Annotated in this window: 18 protein-coding genes; all 18 read right to left on the bottom strand. The window is 53.3% G+C overall.

The window, feature by feature from the left end:
- Positions 1-36 precede the first annotated feature (36 nt).
- The 18 genes from AC0IXS_RS27135 to pilV all read right to left on the bottom strand — a co-directional run bounded on the left by AC0IXS_RS27135 (position 37) and on the right by pilV (position 20521).
- Positions 37-801, bottom strand: coding sequence for a hypothetical protein (locus AC0IXS_RS27135; RefSeq protein WP_122423063.1), 765 nt, complete (start codon positions 799-801; stop codon positions 37-39).
- Positions 802-1486: 685 nt separating this feature from the next.
- Complete coding sequence (locus AC0IXS_RS27130) at positions 1487-5710, bottom strand: LPD7 domain-containing protein (RefSeq protein WP_471826351.1); 4224 nt, start codon at positions 5708-5710, stop codon at positions 1487-1489.
- Positions 5694-6050, bottom strand: coding sequence for a plasmid mobilization protein (locus AC0IXS_RS27125; protein ID WP_122423057.1), 357 nt, complete (start codon positions 6048-6050; stop codon positions 5694-5696). The genes AC0IXS_RS27130 and AC0IXS_RS27125 overlap by 17 nt, the downstream gene beginning before the upstream one ends.
- A 775-nt stretch (positions 6051-6825) precedes the next feature.
- Positions 6826-7395: a hypothetical protein gene (locus AC0IXS_RS27120; protein ID WP_122423056.1), complete on the bottom strand. Its 570-nt coding sequence runs from the start codon at positions 7393-7395 to the stop codon at positions 6826-6828.
- 11 nt (positions 7396-7406) lie between these two features.
- Complete coding sequence (stbB, locus tag AC0IXS_RS27115; RefSeq protein ID WP_471826348.1) at positions 7407-8114, bottom strand: StbB family protein; 708 nt, start codon at positions 8112-8114, stop codon at positions 7407-7409.
- Between the two features lie 279 nt (positions 8115-8393).
- Positions 8394-9002, bottom strand: coding sequence for a single-stranded DNA-binding protein (ssb, locus tag AC0IXS_RS27110; RefSeq protein ID WP_449124735.1), 609 nt, complete (start codon positions 9000-9002; stop codon positions 8394-8396).
- A 32-nt stretch (positions 9003-9034) separates the two neighbouring features.
- Positions 9035-11179, bottom strand: coding sequence for a type IA DNA topoisomerase (locus AC0IXS_RS27105; RefSeq protein WP_471826346.1), 2145 nt, complete (start codon positions 11177-11179; stop codon positions 9035-9037).
- Between the two features lie 10 nt (positions 11180-11189).
- Entirely contained in the window at positions 11190-11462 is a 273-nt protein-coding gene (locus AC0IXS_RS27100) for a TrbM/KikA/MpfK family conjugal transfer protein (protein WP_122423103.1), read from the bottom strand.
- Positions 11463-11626: 164 nt separating this feature from the next.
- A complete protein-coding gene (locus tag AC0IXS_RS27095) occupies positions 11627-13231 on the bottom strand; it encodes a type IV secretory system conjugative DNA transfer family protein (protein ID WP_471826344.1) in 1605 nt (534 codons plus the stop codon).
- Positions 13232-13320: 89 nt separating this feature from the next.
- A complete protein-coding gene (locus AC0IXS_RS27090; RefSeq protein WP_471826343.1) occupies positions 13321-13635 on the bottom strand; it encodes a hypothetical protein in 315 nt (104 codons plus the stop codon).
- 60 nt (positions 13636-13695) lie between these two features.
- Positions 13696-14097, bottom strand: coding sequence for a hypothetical protein (locus AC0IXS_RS27085; RefSeq protein ID WP_122423049.1), 402 nt, complete (start codon positions 14095-14097; stop codon positions 13696-13698).
- Positions 14098-14106: 9 nt separating this feature from the next.
- Positions 14107-15156: a P-type DNA transfer ATPase VirB11 gene (virB11, locus tag AC0IXS_RS27080; protein ID WP_471826341.1), complete on the bottom strand. Its 1050-nt coding sequence runs from the start codon at positions 15154-15156 to the stop codon at positions 14107-14109.
- 13 nt (positions 15157-15169) lie between these two features.
- Positions 15170-16495 carry a TrbI/VirB10 family protein gene (locus AC0IXS_RS27075; RefSeq protein WP_471826339.1) on the bottom strand — a complete coding sequence of 442 codons (1326 nt, stop codon included), beginning with the start codon at positions 16493-16495 and terminating at the stop codon, positions 15170-15172.
- Positions 16482-17249 (bottom strand): TrbG/VirB9 family P-type conjugative transfer protein, encoded by a 768-nt coding sequence (locus AC0IXS_RS27070; RefSeq protein ID WP_471826420.1) that lies wholly within the window; start codon positions 17247-17249, stop codon positions 16482-16484. The genes AC0IXS_RS27075 and AC0IXS_RS27070 overlap by 14 nt, the downstream gene beginning before the upstream one ends.
- A 58-nt stretch (positions 17250-17307) precedes the next feature.
- Positions 17308-18102 (bottom strand): VirB8 family type IV secretion system protein, encoded by a 795-nt coding sequence (locus AC0IXS_RS27065; RefSeq protein WP_423227805.1) that lies wholly within the window; start codon positions 18100-18102, stop codon positions 17308-17310.
- A 113-nt stretch (positions 18103-18215) separates the two neighbouring features.
- The gene (locus AC0IXS_RS27060; protein ID WP_122423046.1) at positions 18216-18755 is read right to left on the bottom strand and encodes a lysozyme family protein; all 540 of its coding nucleotides are present in this window, start codon (positions 18753-18755) and stop codon (positions 18216-18218) included.
- Positions 18752-19189 (bottom strand): type IV pilus biogenesis protein PilM, encoded by a 438-nt coding sequence (pilM, locus tag AC0IXS_RS27055; protein WP_449124729.1) that lies wholly within the window; start codon positions 19187-19189, stop codon positions 18752-18754. Before pilM ends, AC0IXS_RS27060 begins: the two co-directional genes overlap by 4 nt.
- A 27-nt stretch (positions 19190-19216) precedes the next feature.
- Positions 19217-20521 carry a shufflon system plasmid conjugative transfer pilus tip adhesin PilV gene (gene pilV / locus AC0IXS_RS27050; RefSeq protein ID WP_471826336.1) on the bottom strand — a complete coding sequence of 435 codons (1305 nt, stop codon included), beginning with the start codon at positions 20519-20521 and terminating at the stop codon, positions 19217-19219.
- Between the last annotated feature and the right edge of the window lie 53 nt (positions 20522-20574).

The following is a 20574-nucleotide window of genomic DNA, read 5'->3' as shown; positions in this document are numbered from 1 at the left end:
ACGCCTCCGCGTGAGCGGATTCGATTTTAACGGGGATTACTGCTGCGCTTTTCTCGCCCTCGATGCGTCCAGCTTCTCAAGCATAGACTTCACGCTACTAGGTCCAGGTGACGCTGCATTCTGCTCTGCGCTGCTCGATCCTGGGCCGCTCTGATCATCAGAGGCACCACCGGCAGCTTCTTTTTCCTGCCACCGCTGCCGCGACGTCTCACGGCGCAGTTGCTCAAGTGAGTAACGCTCCATGTCCCGCAGTCTGCGCTGACCTATTTCACGCAATTCAGCTTCACGGCGTTTTCTGGCTGCGTTCTGAACGCGGTTGTATGTCGGTAGCAGCCCGAGGTCCGACCAGAACAGCTTTGTGAATCGAATGAGTACACGGGTACGCACAAGATGCAGGCCGTTCTCATCACGCTCTTCGAGCCGCACGCGTTCACTGCGCCGGTAAACGTACTTGGCTTGCTCCAACGTAGCGAGAAGGCGACTGAAAGCAGCTTCAGAGTAGTTGGAGTCGTTCGCAATGTTGCGCTGTGTATTGAGGACGAACTGGCCTGTGTCCATGTCCAGAAACCCTATAACGCCGGTCGCGAGATCCAGGCGAACCAGAAGCTGTTCAGCAACTGACGCGAGACCTACAAATTTTTCAAGCCTGGTGCGCCGATCACCGTTGACTGTGTCGAGCTTACGCAAGTACTTGCCTCGATACTCAACGATGTTCGTCAAGCGCTCATGCGCTTTTTTCAAAAGTGGGTTTTTGAGCTGTTTGGGGGAGAGACGGCGAACGTCTGAATAACGGGGGGGCATCTGCCGTGCTTTTCTGCGAAGTGCAGAGTGAGGATCTGCAGGGTTTTTACTGACAGATCTGAGCTTCGGCTTTTGCTGCTTGCGGGAGTTGACACTGGATTCCATGTGAATACGCCAATCTGGCCGACATGAACATTTCGCGTTTTGCAACTTGCAAGAAGTCGCCGCGAAAGCCATAATCAGCTCACGTTGATGAGGAACAGGTCTCCTTCTCTCGAAAAAAGCAAGACCTGTTCTAGTGTTTCCAAAAAGCCCGGTTACCAGCCGGGCTTTTTGGTTTCTGCAATTCGGTTAAGCCACTTTCTTGTCTCCACGCGTAGTCAATACGTCGGGAAAGCCAACGCGATAAGCATCCTCGTGCGCTGACTGCAGGCTTTTGTAGACTTTGTGTCGTGTTCTTCTCGCGACAGTCAAATAGCCGACTGAGCCATCTTTTCTGACAATTTTCAGCTTCCAACCAGGACCGTTTTGCAACGGCTCGACGATGGCAGACCGAAGGTCGCCAGCAAGGAATGACTTGCGCATGTCTGATAGATCGGCCATCACGCCCTCAATCGTTGTGGTGAAAACGAGTGAAGACTAATCCTCAGTGCACGAAATAGCAAATTCGTGCATATCGGGTGACTGGCTGAAGGGGGCAGGGTAGGGCGGTTCGAGAACCGCCCCTGTGGTTGCAGTGGTGGTATTAGTCCATAACCGGGCCACTGTCATCCTGCTGGACCGTCGTCTTGTTAGCCGACGTAGTGATCACCTCTGCAGACCAGCTCCGGCGCTCGACCTGCATTGGTTCCTCAACGCCTGCGTCGTTTGCCACCATGATGGTGACTGGGAGTGTCCCCAAGTCGCGCAACTGAATCGTGTCACCAGGCGTGAATTCCTTTCCATCATTCAGCATTGCGTCTTCCAAACCCACACCCCATGACGTTTTAAGGCCTGTAGGCGTATTCAGGGTCACGAAATAGCTATCGTTGTTTCTGTCATCGTTCTGATAAGGCGCTGGCCCGTGGCTTACCAGCGTCCCTACCTTGGCCTCTACGGGGCCTTTACGATCGGTAGAAGCGCCTACAGGACCGCGCACTGGTGCTGCTTGCTGACCACCATCGGTGTGCAACGCGTCTTCAACTTCATTGACCAGGTCGGAATGTAGGGCAGTGTTCTTATCGAGTTCTTCAATGAGGTCTGGCGAATCCGCGAAAGCCTTGTACAGATCCTCAACCGCACTTTTGAAGGCTTCGCGGTAGTCCTGGTTCTGTAGGTAGCCCCGAACGAGGTCTATGCCGTCTGCAGGTGCTTTGGGGTCAGCGATCAGCCACATTGCATGGTCGCTGCCTCGGTTGGCCATGTGCTGCGCAGAGGCCAACACGTCTGTTTCCGACAAGCCCATGCTTGCACGCCATTTGGCTTCACGATCTGCGTTGAACACACTGCCTATCAGTTCGTCGCTTGCTGCAGGTGCCGATTTCGGTCCGGCCTGGTCTGGAAGTTTAGCGTCCATAGCGACGCGCAGGGCAGGGGTCAGACGCTCGTCCAGACGCTGTGTGACATCCGCAGATCCTTCGAACCGTTTATACAGCTCAACTACTGTGTTTTTGAATGCATCGCGGTAAGCAGGATTGCCCATATACTCGCGAATCAAGCCCAGGCCTTGGGCTGATTTATCGCCGGTTTCGAACATCCAGTTCGCATGATCACGACCCCGGTGTGCCAGGTGAAGATCCGAATCCCGGATATCAGACTCAAATACACCGACGTCCTTCCGCCAGGCGTCTTCACGGCGCACCAGTTCACTTGGTGCAGCAGCTGCAGCAGCGCCTTTAAGCGCCGATTCAGCTGCACGGACAGACTCACGGTGCGGATCTGTGCTCGCAACCCAGACCCCGCCGATCGAGGCGTCGAACCCGTCCGCGAAAACCTTTGCTCCCAAGCTCGCGCTCAGTTGCTCTATCACCGCTTCTTTGGTCCAGCCACCAGGTGGAGCGACAACGGAACTCAGCGGCTTGCCGTCCAAGGTGCTGATGTCGAGTCGTTCGGCAAGTACTGGCTTCAGCTTCTCCATACCCGCATCCGACCATGCGGCCGCGCCTGGATGGGCCGTCGTTTGTCCTGCAGCAATCACTGCATCACTTGAGCCTATCTCAAGCTCAGTTCGACGCGCAGCGAGGCTCTCGTTCATCGATCTGTCAGTAAAATGGATATCAAGGCCATTTTTGGCCGCAGCTTCGATCACCAGGGTCTTGAACTCTGCAGTACCGTTGATGGTAAGTGTGCTGCCGAAGCGCTCCTTGGCCAGCTGCAGCGCGACGGCGACGCCAGCCTCCGTGATACCCGTCCGACGCATTGCGATGGTCTTGCCGGTGTCGACGAACAACGTTTTGTCTGTCTTCTTGTCCAGGTAATGGATGTTCTGACTGAAACGCGCCTTTTTTGTGTACAGGTCCTTCGCAGCCAGCAAACGCTCATCGGCTGCAGCTGGCTTGGGATCGATATAATCGCTCACGCGATCAACTATGCGCTTGACCCGGTCTCTGACTGGCGTAGGTTCTGGCCCTCGAGCGCCGGTGATGGTAAAGCCGGTGTCGTCAACGTCTTCATCGATAAGATCACGAATGTTTGCACTTGCCATTAAGTTAATCCCTTTTCCATTGGTGGATTTCATTACTTCGATATTCGCCTTCATTCGCTCGAATGTAAGCACTGCCGAAAGTTGCGCTTTGTCTTGCCGCGTCAACCGTGTGTCTGCAAACAAAGCGCGTCGAGTTGCAAAATACTGATTGTTAATGCGCTTTATTTGCTGCCGCTGTGACGGCTTCAAGTTGTCCACTGCTGCCTGACGTTTAAGGTACGCAGCGACCGTGGACGCGCTGCGTCCGGCCGTTAGAGACTTTATGGAGATGCGCTTTAATGCCGTTCCACTGCCTGGCGCGATGCTTGAAGAACCAAACAGCCGATCAGTCCGCGAACTGATATCCGTCACCGACGGAATGCGATGCGGATTCCGTGCATGCGGCGGTAACGTGTTTCCCCTGGTTCGCTGTCCGCCTCTGCGTCTCTTACCGGCTGCAGGCGCAGCGCCGCCAGCGCCCGCTGCCTTTCCAGAACGCCCAAACAACCGATCCGTACGCGCCTCGATGTCGGATACCGATGGAATCCGGTGAGGGTTACGCGCATACGGTGGAACAGTATTGCTGCGCGGATTACGTCTGCCAGACCTGCCACGTCCACCAGCTGCAGACCGATTGCCGCCGAACAGCCGATCGGTACGCGCCTCGATGTCGGCCGTCGTCGGCAAATGGCTCAGATCTCGCCCATTGGCCTGAACGCGACCGGCCGTTGGACCATCGCCTTTCGACCGCCGCGGCCGACGTGCTGCAGGAGAACTACTAACCTCATGACTGCCTGCGCCTTGGGCATTGGTTCTGCCAAAGAGCCTGTCTGTGCGAGACGCGATGTCAGACACTGACGGTATTCGTCGTGGGTTCTGCGCGTGTGGTGGCAGATCTAGTCGTCGTGTAGGTCCGCTCCCGACGGCATCCCTGACTCGCTGTCGCGAGTGCCCATCTCTTGGACCAATTTTTCCCGCGCCGCTTGACGCTGCGCCCTGACGTGTGGCGGCAGTTCCTCTTCCGACACCGGCGCTGGTTGGCTCTCTCCCTCGTCCTCTTCCTCGTCGTACAGGTGTTCGCAATCCAGGATCTCTTCCTGGGTCTTCGCGTCCCATGTGAACGCGTGCATCATTGGGCAATAACAACGCACTTGAACTTTGTTCGGCTGACTCGCCTTGCCCACGATCTGCCACAGAGCGTCCGGACACGTCTTGCAGGCCAGCGGCAGATCTGCCAGAACGCTTTCTTCCAACTTCATCAGAACTTCGCTGACGATCTCTCTTCCGTTGCTTAGGATGTACGACATAACGATCTCCGTAAGTTTGATAAAACTGATTTTCTGTACTTGTTAATAGGGCGGCACGTTCTTCTGTTGACGCTGATACGTATACCTGCCGGAAGTCCGGACCAGCTTTACTGATGTATTTAATCTCTCTTGCGCGCTGAGGCCATTCAGCCAGGCGCTGTTGTATGACGTTTTGATCGAGCGGGGCCTTTTTCAGCTCACGATGAACAATGAAGTGATCCTGAAATATCGTTTCTTTTAGGTTTGTTCCTTTCGCGTCGCCATCAAGCTTTACTGAAGCGTACTCATTCGGCTTGCCTTCATTTCGGATACGCGTCTCGCCGTATTCACGCACAAGGGCGTAAAAGTCTTTCCGTGTCCTAATATCACGGTCAATGACCTGCTTAACCAGACCTTGTTTGAACTCCCGATTCTTACCGTAAAAATCATCTCCCTTATAGCGAGACAGTACACTGGCTGCATCAGTGATGTCTGCCCGTACATGATCCCGAGGCGACGCAAGATTATACTTCTTATTTATGTGCTCCTGAAACGCCTCAAGATGTTTTTCGGATTGCTTATAATTAGATCCGCATGGATCAAAGATATTGCCAGATAGCATATTCTTCTTTGGAATGAGAATATGAATATGCGGCTTGCGATCGATCATTTCACCTGTTTTTTTATCCTTGATGGTCTTCATCTTCGGCAGGTGCGCTTCAGCGTAAAAATTAAATTCATCATCCCTGTACGCTGTCATCATGAACTGCTTAAATTCCTGCGTGACCGCATGCAGAGTATCAACTGAAACTTCGTCCTCCCTAAATGCCATCGTGAACGAAAGATAACGGTCCTGACCCTGATCAGGGATACTCTCGTAAATCATCTGTGTAATATCCAGATCACCGTCGAGAATAACGCGCTGATCCAGTTCGTCACGGGAAAACTCCCTACCTGCCTTTGTACCTTCCTCTAAGTACTCTTTCGCACCAGTGTTGTAACCTTTAACCCTGATCAACATGATTGACACCCACAAGTAAAAGGTTTCTTACAGACACTAATGAGTTAAGCGTCTTGAGGTATAATTGTTCGGAAACTATGCCTCTCCTGTAAGCACTATTTAACTTGTGTGCAATCTGATTGAGGTTGTTGCCAGCTTTGTTGGCTATGAACAAAAGACGCTCATGGTCCTTTGATGATTCGATAAAAACCGGCTCCTTGCTGAGCACCAACGCGCTCCAAAATTGAGAAGGCTTGACGCCGGATTTTTGTATCTGTTCCTGGAACGACGCGTGCTGCTCTTCCGTGAGTCGGAAGGCCACGACGCGCTCTTTATTCGATTTCTTAGGGTTTTTGGCCATCGCATCACCTTTATCAACCAACAGCAAAACAGCACAGCAACAGCACAGGCAGTCCCGCTCTGCGGGGTTTCAAAGGGGTTTCCCCTTTGGCACGGACGATGTTTAGAAAAGGCGACAGCTCTTTTGTAAACAATCGTCAACGTGCCTGTACTCGATATCCAGACCTCTACCTACCTCCAGATCGCGGACGCATATAGGACACAAGTAGACAATTTCAGGTCAGCCCAAGACGACATTGACCCAAACAAGGGCCAACATCTAAACTCCGTGGACACGTAATAGACAGATCAAGGCCGAATCCGGGCCAAATCAACAGAGGGAACCATGTCAAAGCCGTCACTCAGCGAAACGTTGCAAGAAATGGCACGCAATCACGCCAGTCGATCAAAAACAGCCAGGCTCAGAGACGTATTCGATGACGTAGAAACCGCGTTGAACGCAGGTGTCAGCAGGGAAGCTGTGCTGCAGGCTTTGAACGACGACGGCATAGCAATGACAAAGCAGACATTCGACAAAGCCTTGTCCCGGATCCGGAAAGAACGACAAGTACAAAAGCCCGTTGGCAATGAACGACCTTCTGTAACGACGCCTGGTGCAGCTCCAATGCCTGCCACACCGTCAGCGTCTGTGAAACCCGTACTGCCCGCAGGTGATGTGAAACCGTGGGTATCACCAGCGGACCTTGCCAAAGCTCGCGATCGACCTGTCGACTTGCAAGAGCTGTCGAAAACGAAGCCTTCCACTACATAGCAAAGCGAACCTGGTCAAACGTGCGTCACCTGGCGGCTTTACGTCTCAACTCAGGAGGCAGCGTTTCAATGAACGCCTTTTGCGCTTTGTACTCCTCGTAGAACCATTTGTTGGTGTCATTGTGATCCTGGGCGGTTATCGCTAACTTCCCAACGACCGCAATCATCAGGATCACGGCAATTGCGAAACCACCGCCCAACAAGTAATTCAACCTTGTTGAGTGCTTATCACGCATTCCGCCTTTCAATCGTGCCAAGCCATCTTCGAACGTCGCAAGGCTGACCTGTGCTTTTTGAATCGATGGCTCGAACGTTTTATCCAACGTTTCGCGAATAGCGTTCGCCAAATCAACGCCTGCTTGAAACTGGACCAGTTTCGCTTGTTCGTTGATAGACGCCTGGGCATTTTCGCTGAGGGTGCGCGCAGTCGTTTCAGCCTCTTCAACAGCGCGTGCGATAATTTCCAGTGAATCAGCCATCGATAATTTTAACAATGATGGTATGGCTTCAACCTGGTCATGCAGTCGGCCAACGTCACCGATCAACTCTACTAGAATGGCATCTCTGGCCGAACGCGGAGGTGGTGTATTGTCCATAATCAAAGTCCTTAAACAAACAGCTGATTGAACACATGATCAAGGTTGCGGCTGACGCCTTTTGCTAACAACCTCAAACCGTACATCTCTGACCAGAGTGCGCGTTCTACTTCGCTACCATCTTTACCTTTCAACAACGACTTGTAGTCCGTGTCATCTTCCAGAATCGCGGCTGAAGAAAGCTTTTTAAGCGACAACGCATCGAACAGCTCACTTTCGTAAATTGCACATTCCGTATTGGCAATGAAAGAACCGGCATGATTACGATAGTTTATTATGTGCGGAAATTCTTCGCTCACGCTGGACGTGACGCGATTGAAGATAACGCGGATCTTATCAGCTGGTACGCCGAGTGCCGACAACGTATCAATCATACGAATGGTCTCTGTCTGTTCTTTGATACCCGACGTCACAGGGACAATAAAATAATCGATGTCTTCGTGAGCGCCGTCAAACTTTGCCAGATTATTCATGAACTCTTCAATGTTGGACGCACCAATGTCAATGATTACATCATCAGCCAACATCAATCTCTTGAAAAGCTCACGAAACGCAGTGCCACGCATGGTTTCGATTTCGATGCCGAGACTGGCAGCAGTTTCATTTATGGACTCCACGCCAATAAACTTGGAGCCTGGTATTCTCGGCGACAGACAGTGAGCTGAAATAGTTGTTTTGCCGATTGTGCCGGTGTAGTTGAGAACTGCGAGAATGGACATAGAATATCTCCGATTGAATAAAATTAGGTTGTTCGTCTGAAAGTTGCGCGCCGTATGTACAGCCTTTAACACCAAGGGCTCTGCCCATTGTCATCCCGCCAACGGCCGCGTGGACCTCAGGAGCGCGGGGTGGTGAAGCAACCCCACACTCCTGCGGTGAGCCTTTTCTGGTCGAGGTAACGTCAAGTGTGCGCTGCGCCCGTGCTTCCGTTCGCCGCAACGATGGAGCCGTTACGACGAGCCGGGAGCGCGGCACCTGACGTGCTGAAATCGGCGGCGTTAGACGAGACGCCAGGCGAAGCGGTAAGGGTCCATGAAGGGCACGTCATCATCGAATTTGTCAAAATCCGCTGCCGGTGCCGGTGGTGCCGCTGACTGACCAGACGCTGCAGCTGCCTGCTGAGATCTGCTACCGCTGCGGCCACGGGTTTTAGGCTTATCCTCTGGTGGACTGGCCTTTTCATCCTTCGGCGCAGCGCTGGCTTGCGGGCCTCGTGCGGAACTCGCCTGTTGCGCGGGTTCCGGTTCCTGGTCGCCATCACGACGCCCGCCCAGCAGTTGCAGGGTGCCTTGCATGTCGACGACGATTTCGGTGGTGTAACGCTTGATACCGTCTTTTTCCCACTCGCGGGTCTGCAGCTTGCCTTCGATGTAGACCTGAGAACCTTTGCGCAGATACTCACCGGCGATTTCAGCGATCTTTCCGAACAGCGAAACGCGGTGCCATTCGGTTTTCTCTACCTTTTGGCCGGTTTGCTTGTCGGTCCACTGGTCGCTGGTCGCCAGGCTGAGATTCGTCACGGCAGTACCGTTCGGCAAGTAACGAGTGTCAGGATCCTGGCCGCAAGTGCCCACCAAAATAACTTTGTTAACTCCACGTGCAGCCATTTCTGATTTCCTTACGTTGATTGATTAAGCGATTAGTAAACGAATTCGACTTTTGCCAAATGATTCAACTTGAGTGCAGCAGTAAATACGTGCTTCTTGTCCTTCTTTTTAAAACCGCTGATCTTCGCTGTCTGGCCCGTGGTGAATAACCTTTCGATCTGTTCGCCGGTAAGTTGCTTACCGCAGATTTCAGGAAAGAACTTGAATTCACATGCCTTGCATCCAATTACCCGCCGGTTGACTGCGAGTTCCTTTCCGCACATGGGGCAGTCCGCGTTCACGACCAGGGGCGGCAGCACTGCCTGGCCTTGCATGCTCCCGAGGTCGACGTTAGCGATCTGTTCCGCAATGAAAACTTCAAGCTCATCCAGGAACGCATCGACGGTCAGTTCTCCCGCCTCGATCATTTCCTGTTGCTCATGCCAGAGCGCGGTCATGTCCGGACTGGTCGCGATGGTCGGGAGTGCAGCGACGAACTCAAGGCCGACCGGCGTTGGCACGAGCTTTTTCTTCTCGATGGTGTATAGGCCGCGATCGAGCAGTAGTTTGAGCATTGCCGCTCGCGTTGCCGGGGTGCCGATGCCGCCGTGTTCGTCTTTTTTGCCCTTGTCACGGTCGATGAGCAGTTTCTTGATGCGCGGATCGATGACGTACTTGGCAACCCTGCGTAGATCCTTCAGTAGCGTGGCTTCCGTATACAACTCAGGCGGCTTGGTCTTCTCCTTAGCCTGTGACGCTGCCCCGCAGTTACCAACGTTGCCCAGCTGCAGGCCCGAGAGAAGTTCGAATGGAGCATCAGTCACGTTTTCATCCGTCGACTTCGCGTCATCGTCGCTACCAGCACCGCCGTCCAGCACAGACCATCCTGCAGCGGTAACAAGCGTTGCACGTGAGGTGAAGGTGTGGCCTCCAATCTCAAACCGCACCTCAGCCCTCTGAGAGAGCTTGGCGGGCATAAATTGCATCAGGTAGCGAGTGACGATCGCCAGGTACACCGACTTTTCGTCCGGAGTGAGCTTTGATACGTCTACCTTCGCAGCCGTCGGAATGATCGCCGTGTGTGCGGTAATTTTGCTGTCGTCAAACGCTCGGCTCTTACGCTCAGATTCCACCTCTGCGAACACAGCCGCCATTCCAGGAAGATTCTGAGATACAGCGTCGATGGTCTGTGGTGCTTCGCCGAACTGCATTTCCGACAAGTAGCTGCAGTCAGATCGGTTGTAGGTAATCGCCTTGTGGTTGTCCCGCAGTGACTGCGTCAACTCCAAGGTCTTGTCCGCGCTGATGCCATGCAGGTTGCTCATATGCACCTGCAGATCCAGAAGCGCGAAAGGCAACTTCGGGCCATCCGACAGATGCTCGACCTCGACATGAATCACGGTCGCCGGAGCCTTCGTGCACTCTTTCAGAATCTTGTCCGCGTACGCCGCATCGATGATGCGACCTTTCGCGTCCACCGGCGCACCTTCAGCAACGACCAGGATCGCTTTCACTTTCCCGGTGCCGATATCGATCGCAGCTGAGACCTTGTGGAAAAACGCTGCACTGTGTCGCCTGTTAGCCAGATAGCGGTTCACGATCAGACCCAGTATGACCGTCTGCACCCGGCCGACAGACAACACACCCTTAAAACCTCTTTCCTGGGCCGCTAGCGTGTACGCACGCGTCATATTGAACCCGTACAGCTGGTCGCCAATGCTGCGCGCCAATGCCTTCTGGTACAGGCCATAGAATTCCTTGTTATCCCGCAGCTGCCCAAGCGCCACGGTTGCAGCACTGGTACTCATGTCGTTGATCAGGATCCGCTGGACTGGCGACTCGTTGTTGAAATACTCCAACACCTCGTCGACCAGTAGCTGTCCTTCGTCATCGATGTCACCGGCATGGACGATCTCTGTTGCCTGATCGATCAGTCGGCCGACCACCTGCAGCTGCTCTTCAGTTTTGGCGATCGGCTGGTATTTGACCGGCCGCAGCTTCATAGGCAGGTCATTTTTGTCCCAATTTGCATAAGCCGGGTTGTGTACCTCCGGAGGGGCCAGCTCCAGTAGGTGGCCAACACACCAGGTCACTGCATCGGTCCCGCAAAGGATGTAGCCTTTTTTACGTGACGCACCGCCCAGCGCGTCTGCGATGACTTTCGCCAGATCTGGTTTTTCTGCGATGAATACGCGCATTGGTTGCTCCTTAGCCCGAGGTCTTTCCGAACTTGTCGTTGATTTCTTTCGTGATGCCCCGATCGGCCTGAGGGCAGCTATCGAGGTACTCATGCCTGGCGTTTGCCGTGTCCGACCAGCGGATCTTTCCTTTCTTCTTCACGACGATTGAGAAGTACTCCTGCTCGGCACTCTTGCATTCGCTGCCGCCACTGTTGCCGGTGAACATGCCGAACATGCACAGGACGGTCTTGCATGGATCCTTTGCCATCGCTGATGAGCTTGTCGCCACAGCGAAGCTCATTACGGCCACCGTGAGGTAAGCGCGCACGCGGGACCTGGCGTTCGCCGATCTCGATCGTGCAGGCGAGTTTTCAGAGGGGTACAGGCGCAGCCTGTCCCCCGCGATTGCGGTGAAGTTCATGTCTTTATTCCTGGAAGCGCTGTTTGAAAGGTGAGTGCTTGCTGTCAGTGTTGCGGGGGATTTACCTGGTCAGAACCTGGTGCTACATCGTTAACTTTTGCAACACCTGGTTTCCAACGACGCTTTGCCTCATTGAGCATATGTCCGGCATGTGGAGCGATTACCGTTGCAACCGTTTCAAGCACTCGGACGGGGACGGTCAACCCATCAATCTTGTCCTTGTCACCGATCGGGATCGGTGGGAGCGGCTGATTTGCCCGCGCTTGAAACGCAGGTTCCTCATACCAGTAGATTTTTCGCGTCCGCATGTTCAAGGCAGGTGTTTGCTTGGTGCCCTGTACGAAAATTATCTGCTCGTCATACGGCAACAGGTTGATTTCTTGCGGTAACAGCAACGGTCTTGCTTGTTCGTTGAAACTGTCGGTCTTGCTTCGATCGTTCATGTCGCGTTTGTTAAACGACTGGTTCTGAACACGCACCGTCGTGTTCCCCAAACGGGCGCTGTATTCCTCGGCAAGCTTGATGTCGCCAGTCGCATACACGATCTCGATGTGGAACGCCTTCATGATCCCGTTGCCAGCCTCGGTGCCGTACGTTCGGTCACTGCGTAACTGGTCCTTGCCCTGGAAAATGATGATGTATCTGAGTCCAGCACCCCGCGTGAGTGCCGGCGCAATCTCCATCACTTCAATACGCCCCATGACCGCGATTTCATCCAGCACGAAAAGGACCTGGTGTTTGAGTCGAAGCGAGCCGTCAGCACAGTGGCCGCCGTCCTCAGGCATTACCTCAGTGTTCTGCTGGATAGCCTGGCTGAAGAATAGGTTCATCAGCGGACCAAACTTCTTGATCGCGTTGTTAGTCACGCAAAAGTAAATGCTGGTCTTCTCGACTCGCAACAACGAAAAATCGATGTCATCGCCGGACAGCGCCCAAGCCACGGTTTTTTCAGCGTAGATAGACAGCACGTCACGCACGATGTCAGAGGTCGTCGACCAGCCGCTGCTTTTGTTCTTCGACGCTTCGACAACACCGTTGAGTTCACGCAGCGTCTCTGATGAAAGCGCTCGATCGCCGGTGGTGCGTTCCTTGATAACCTGTTCTGCCCAAGCGCCGATGCCGGTGCCAAGTGAGCCAATCTCGTAGGCCTGCGGCAACGAGAAGGGCATTTCAGGCGTTTCCATCAAGTACAGCAAGATCGCGCCGAACACGTTCGATGCCTTGGTGTACCACTCCTGATTCTTCGGGTTTTCGGAGACATACAGAACGCTGGCCAACGTTCGAATTGCCCCCAGTCGATACAGCGGATCCTTGCTTAACCTTGAAAGCGGATTCCATCGATGCGTTTCAAGGCGCTCCGGCGAAAACCTGAGAACTTTCTGGCCTGCCGCAGCCCGGAAACCCGCAGTCGCCTTCCAACACTCGAATTTTGGATCGTTCACCACCACCGAGTCCGGATAACTGAGCAGATTCGGTATCACAACTGAGACAGTCTTACCGCTACCAGGTGGTGCAGCCAGCATGACAAAGGACTGACCATATGACGCGAGAAACGAATCCTTTGTAGGGTGCTTGCCAATCAGGATGGCTGGTAGGTCATCAACCCGCTTCTGCGGCCATTTGGGACTAAACGCAGCACTGGCCCCCATTACTGCCCCTCCCGGCTTTCATGCCGCCACTTCAGAATTTCAGGATCAAGCTCGAACGGTATGAGCACGGAACACCCCTTACTGAAAGATTAATGAATCAAATTCGGAAACGCGTCAGTAACAGCCCCTGCTGACGCCAGGAAAAGCGCAGCTAGCTGTCTCGCCTCGTTCATATCCACGACGCTGAAACAGGTGCTGTCAAAGTCTGCAAGTCGGCCGGGTTTATCCGGTTGACCAGTTAGGAAGGTGAGCTGCATGTCACCTCCAATTTCGCCGATCATTTCAACCGCCAAGTATTCAGCGGATGACTTCTTGTAGGCCCACGTCAGTGCAGTTATTTCGCCTCGCATCCGCGTACGGGCGCGAATTGACATATTCATCACCCACGCATCGACGTCGGACACTGTTATGCCAGATGCTTTCATAGATTAGGTCTGCGATTTCGTGTTGATTAGAACCGGTGATTACCGCTGTTTACGGCGTTCTTTCGCATCTTTCTTCCGCTGTTTCGGCGACCGCATGTCCTTGTACTCACCGTCATACTTGAATAGCCGCAGCTCGGATTCATTCGCGAACCTGGCATCACCATGCAAGCTTGTAATCGGCTTGAGTCGCAGAAAAATCGACAACAGCACAAAGCCCGTAGGTAGGAACGTCAACGCTGCAGTGACACACCAAGCCCACGGCAGATAAAGCAGTCTCCGATCGGTAAAAGGCAGCTTTCTAGCGTCCCACAACGTGTGATAGGACATGGAGCCTATATCGCCGCCTGTTAACTTCAGAAATAAGGCAGCGCCTGCGTATAAGCCACCTACAAAGAACGCAGCCATCAAGACAATGACCATCAGGATTAAACGCCACCACATAGACCCCTCCTACGACATCTGATGCCGGTTGCGATTGAGTAACGCCAGTTTGTGATCCGGCTCGTAATGCACCTCAAGGATGTGGTGCTTTTCCATGTAAACGACGACATCAAATGAGGTGCGAACCAGACGTTCGATGTAGTCGTAGTCCAAGCCTTTCCCTACCTCCGACTGCTTTATCAGCCCGCAGACGCGTGCGTAACCTGCTTCGCTGTCGTTCGCATGCGCCGTGGTCACTGTCCCCTTTGTGCCGGTGTTGAGGATCTCGATAAAGTGCCAAACCTCATCGCCGGTTAACTCTGCCAAGAACAGATGATCAGGTTTCATCCGAAGCGAACTTGCCACAAGCGCCTTTGGCTTTACGATGTCACCGTAGAACAGGTGGACGTGGTTGGGATGGTACGGCAGTTGTAACTCGGTCACTTCTTGAATAGTGATCATTCGACGCTTGGGTGGGTACAGATCCATAAGCGTCTTGCCGTATGTCGTTTTGCCGGAACCAGGCCCGCCGAAAATGATGATGTTCTGACGATTCTCCACCGCCATAGTCATGAACTCATGCCACTCATGCGATGTGTGCGCTTGTTTCATTTTCTGCTGCCAGGCTTCGAGCTTTAGTTTTGGCGCGGCCACCGCCTGTGCTTTGTCATACAGCCCATTCTTGATGTAGTCGGTATGAGCCCAACGCTGCAGCGATGGCTTGCGAAACGTCATCGACAACGTTCCTCGCATAGCGGCCGGTGCCATCACCAACTGGCCGCGCTCACCACCAGGCAGTTCTACGGTATGGATCGGACTCTTGGAGTTGAGCTTGCGATTGTTTAACGCTGCCAAACTGTTCGCCAAGTCAACACATAGCCCGAAATCGAGCCAAGGTGCGGGTCGGTGAACCCAACCCTCGGGGCCATCTATCCAGATCTCCTTGGGCTTGTTGATTGCAACGTCTGTTGTACCCTTCATACTCAAGCATTCAGTGACACCTGCCTGGTCAAGAAAGTCCAACGCTAAGGTGTCCTCCCTCAGGGCCAGATCCTCGTTAGGCTCAAAAACCTCTGACATGACTGTATGTCTCCTAGCGGTTTATGTAGACGGATGAAAAGTCGACGTCGCGGGCGACGATTACCGTAATAACGGTCCCAGGTGAAACATGGCCTGTGTCTTGAATATTGATGGTGCTGTCGAGCGCCTTAGACGCCATGTTCTCAACGTTCTGTTCGCTGTTGTTCACGGTGTAGCCACCAGATCCAGAGCTTTTCTGAGTGGCGTTGGAAAGCGCCTCCATGCCATCCTGGAAGATCGATAGCATCACCGCGCCGCCAAATCGTTCTTTCCAGTGACGGTTTATCCAGCCCTCAGTACCGCTTGCACCCATAGGCCCCGCGCCAAGGCTATTAAGCTGCGCGCTCACACCCCACTGGGTATCCAGTGATGTCCAGGAGGTGAACACACGCATCTGGCCTGGTCCGACTTGGATGGTCTGTTCGCCGCTCAGCTGCGCGCCCGCTTCCGCAAGCACGGTAGACCCGTCGGCTGAATAGAGTGGCTCGGTTAGTCTGCAATCAACCAAACCCGGCTGTTCAGTCACTATCTCTGTGTACAACACACAGCGCGTCGGTGTGTTATGAGCAAGCAGATACTTCCTCGGCGGCCCCATATAGGCCCGCGTTGGTGTGAAGCTAGTACCTGAAAGGTTGCTCAAGCTGCCACGGCTGTTTGAAGCGCTATCGCCGGTCAAGCCGCCACCTTGACCACCGCGCTGTTCGTCCAGGATCTCGGCCAACCGCTTCGAGTTTTCGCTTTCACCTGACCTGGGTCCTTGACTGCCAGAGCTTCCACCATCACCGGCGTATGCAGCGGCATCATTGAGTTCAGGTTTGATGAGCAACCCGCTGGCCATTTTGCGGAGGTGTGACGGCTTGACCACAGGTTGACTGCCACCTGATGGAGCGGCGCTTGGCGTGCTCTTACCTTGATTGCCAGCTGCTGCATCAATTTCGGCCTGGGCAGCCAACTTTGCCGCTGCTGCCTTTCTCGCGTCTTCTTCGGCCAACTGCCGTGCTTTCTCCTCCTGCAGTTCTTTCATGACGTTGTCACTTTCGGTGGACACCTCGAGGGTTGCGTCACGTTTTGCTGCTGACTCATCGATCTCAGTGGTGCCCTCATTCATCTTGGAAATGACAACCGCCCAAATCACGACTAACGCAACGATGAACAACAACACCATTCCGCCAATCATGAAATACATGGTGCGTGTACTGTCACCTTCACCGCGAGGTTTACCCGAGCGCAGATCGAATGACCCTCGTGCCTTTTTACTGTCCGATTGATCTGCTGAAAGCCCGCCGATGCTACCGGCATCTTCAGGGCGCGCCGGATCGATATCGTCATTCGTTTGCATTTATAAGCTCCCGAGTCTCTCCAGTGGTTGTACCGCTGAAGTTGTATTCCGTCTGCTGCAGACTGGTGCGCGCCTCCATGACCAGCTTGTTCAACCGAAACCGGAACAGCTCACTCACACCGTGGATGACGGCAATGTTTTGCTCGTCGTGTTTTGCCGCCAAGGTCTCCGTACCATCTGGCAGGACCATGTAGATAGCGGGCCGAGGCGCGTTAGTCGCAAAGCGGAAACACGTGAAAGTCCCGTTGTCCCATGCCTCGGTCGGAGACAGCTGCACGTCGCCACGGCGCTGATAGTCACGCTTGACTGACCGGCCTTCGCAAGGGTTCGCTGGAACGTTACGAGCAGCGACTGGTTTTTTTGGCGCTTCTGGATATTTAAATCTGAGCGCGTAAGTAGTTTCAGCAGCGCTGTTAACCAGCTTCAATTCGATCAAATACGTATTGAGATTCGTGTTGACGATCAAGTTTGTGTTCGGCTCGTCAGTGGTCAATGGCTTGATCGTTACCAGATTACCGCGCTTGTTAGTGGCGATTTTCCATGCATCGGGATCACCGGACACTATCAGTCCTTCATCCCGCATAACAGTTTCGTTCGGTGGAAACTGCAGCAACGAGCCACGGCCAATGGATGCCTGAATGCGGTAGACCTGGTCCGGCGAATAAGCCGCAGTTTGAATACGCTTATCCAGCGCTGATGGTGCGCCCAATGTTTCAGCTACACCGCCAGTGCAATAGCACAGAGACGCAAACATTAGAACTACAGAACTAAAAGCCGCCTTTGCAGGAATGACAGTTTGCTTACGGGATTGGCTAGTCATGGCTTCTACCAACCTCCTGAGCCGGTGTGTAAGACCGCACGCCAAAGCCCTTCGGGTTCAACCAAAGATCGCCGCGCTTCTTTGCGGGATTCTTATAGTCGTACGACATTGTCGAAACCCAAATAGCAGGTTTTATCTGCGGATCAGGCATACCGTTACGGTCAAGTACTGTTTTGGTCATTCGGACCTGCGCTGTACCGGAACCCTCCTCACGCTTGAGGAAAATGATGTTGTTGATCTCCGTCCTGATCTGGCGATTATTGCCGAGAACGTTCATGTAACCTTTCGACGATAGTTGAAAGTTCTTGTACTCCTTGAACGTTTCTTCGTAGGACATCAACTCAACCATTGAATAGAACGCGTTGTTATCCGAGAAATTATAGTTCTCGCGAAACTTCACGTAAGCTCCCAGCCAAAACTCATCGTCGAGTTGCTCAGTCGATATCGTTGCGCTTGTGGGTGCGACTACATCAAGGTATGCCGAATTTTTGTCTACTCGGAGAAGATACGGCTCAACCGTTTTCAGGGGTGTCAACAGCAGCACAGCCAGCACCGACATGAATGTGATGACACCCATGAATCCTACAAGCATGTAAGCACGACGCGTCTTCTTATTCGCCTCGCTTGCAACATTGGATTCAAACCAACGCGCTGCATGGGTATAAGCTTGTTCCACAAGACTGATTTCTTGCGCCGTTGCAGCATCTACAGACGTGCGAGCTGCAAGCTGTCTTTCCTGTTCAACAACGTCTTCCATTCTTTTGCGTTTTAACGAAAACATCGACATAGTAAACCTCACACGAAAATTGTCACATGCACAAGCTCGCACCACACGATGTAATCATCATGTAGCGACAGCTGCGGGTATTAAACAGACGCGCTTGCGTCGATCTGGAATAATTAGTTAGAGCCGATTATCTGGTTGTATCTCTTTGTAAACTCGCTTCTGTAGCGGCGGGCAGGTTCACCGCCAGCCGGACGGTGGTAGCAGCCTGCTGCCCTGGTCCAATCTCCTTCTTTTTCGTAGCACTTGCGTAATTCGAACGCCGCGCTGTTGAGATTGGCTGAAGGCGACAACGCCTCACAGGGACTCTGGTAATGCTGTGACCCTACCCAGCCCCAGTTCTGCTGAGTGAGCCCGATATCAACGCCATACTTACCATGCTTAGCTAAACCGGCCAGCGCAGCCTCGCAGGCCTCGCCCTGGGTCGCGAAATAAAACCCCTGTCCTTTTATGTTTAAGGTCCAAGGCCAAGGGTAGAAACCGATCTTGATGCGAAAATTACTTTCAATCTTTGCCACCGCGTAAAGCACTTCGGGCGGAATGCCCTGTTGAAGCGCAGCACGTTGATAAGCTGGGGGCGGCTCCTCAGCATACGAATACGTAGCCAAAAGCGAGCATTGCAACAACAACGCAGGACCGATCAGATGTTTCTTCATTGGACGATAACCACCGATGATTGGGGTATTTGAGCAGGCAGCAAAATTGCTGTCTGCCCTTTGCCTGGCGTGTTCAACACGCCACCTTCGTTGGTTCCAACGTTAATTGATCCAGTAACGTCCGATACTGCCCACACAAGGCCTGGTACGACAACGGTGTAATAGACGTAGCTTTTCCCCAAAGCGACGTAATTGTTCAAGTATGGCGACCTGTTAAACCAGCCAGGCAACCCCAAAGAAAGGTCTGCTATCGATCCGCTGGCAGCAGGATTGTTTTGGGCGTAAAGGGAAACAAAATTGCGATACACCAGCATATTTCCAGCGATAGCGTCGGATTCCGATTTAGCAGACACCCGGCTTTGATCGAGACTTTCAGTTCCTGACAGAGCGGCTATGACAAAAAAAAGTGCTAAAAGGAATCCGAGCATTGGCATAACAGTTGTGCCTCATTCTTATGACGTTCAAAACTCGCAACAGAAGATGGTCGCGTAATCATTTTGTCCGATCACGATTCCGTTTGTACTACTGAATCGCTGACCACTACCTGTAGTGTCCCAACCAATCTTGGTGTAGCCGACTGGACATGCATATGTCGTGACATCGTCCAGTTGATATCCGTTGATCGTCTCTGCCATGCATTTTGGCGTGGACCCGCCTAATTTCTTCCAGCGTGCGTCTTTGCAGGAAAGAATTATGCCCTGCTGTGACCGGCCAACAAGCCCATTTGGAGCGCACACCCCGTCTTCTTGAGCAATACCGTCAAGCTGCAGATATTCACCTACTTGAGTGCGACCGTCAGAGGTCAACTTGCCTGCGCGCATTTCACCGCCAGTCAAGATGCCCTTGTCCGACAGCGATCTGAGCCATTGCGGATCTGACATGTACCAGCCCCCGCCGTGCTTCTCGAAGTACAGGCCTCCGTCACCGCGTGATCTGAACCATCCCCCTGTATACGTATCGTTACCTACGTCGGCATTTCCTCGAACTGTCGCGTTCTGCGCCGTCACTGTCCCCCCGACCACGGCATCAGTTACCACGTTTGCTGTCTGCGCGTTAAGGCTGGTTGTGTTCACAGTGCCAGCACTCACTGTGCCCGCATTAACTGTGCCCGCGTTGTTGAGGTCATTGCCTTTCATGTTGATTGCGGTGTTCATCTCATTCAGTTCGGGATGACCTGGCACAGCATTTCGGTAGAGGTAATCATTTACCAACGCACCGTCTTGGAAGAACAGCGCTGATGCCAGATGTCCACCACCAGGGGAACCACCGTACTGCGACAGAGCAGTAGACCAGCCGCCGAAACTTCCGCTGGCCACGCCAGGATCGAGCGTGGACACGTACCCACCTTGAGCCCCTATGCGCTTGGCGATGTCGATCATGTGTAGCTCTTTGATGGCATCACCGTTAAACGTCACCACAAGGGTCTGTAGCTTGTTTGGCGTGGGCCTCAATGCAAGGACGCGGTAGTCCTGACCGTACGCATTTTTGTCAGCAAACCCGGTTGGCAAATATCCGGTATTGCGCAGCATCCCTACAGTGATCACAGCTGGTGACGCGGGTCCAGCTGCTGCAGCTACCGCGCTGTAGTTGTCCTTGATGTACTGGGTCGCAGCGCCTGAAACAATAACCATCTGATCAGCTGCAGCCAGATTGGCCTGCCGGTCGATGTAACGACCGTAGTACGTTGCGGCAACCACCGATGCCAACGTGCTGACGATGAGTACAACAACGACTTCGATAACCGTAAAACCCTTTTGATGCTTCACAATGGAAGTCCTCAGTTACAGCGTCTAATTTTGGTTTCCCCAAATACCACGTT

It is taken from the genome of Pseudomonas sp. AC016, assembly GCF_979253365.1.
This window is presented reverse-complemented; position numbering and strand designations above follow the sequence as displayed.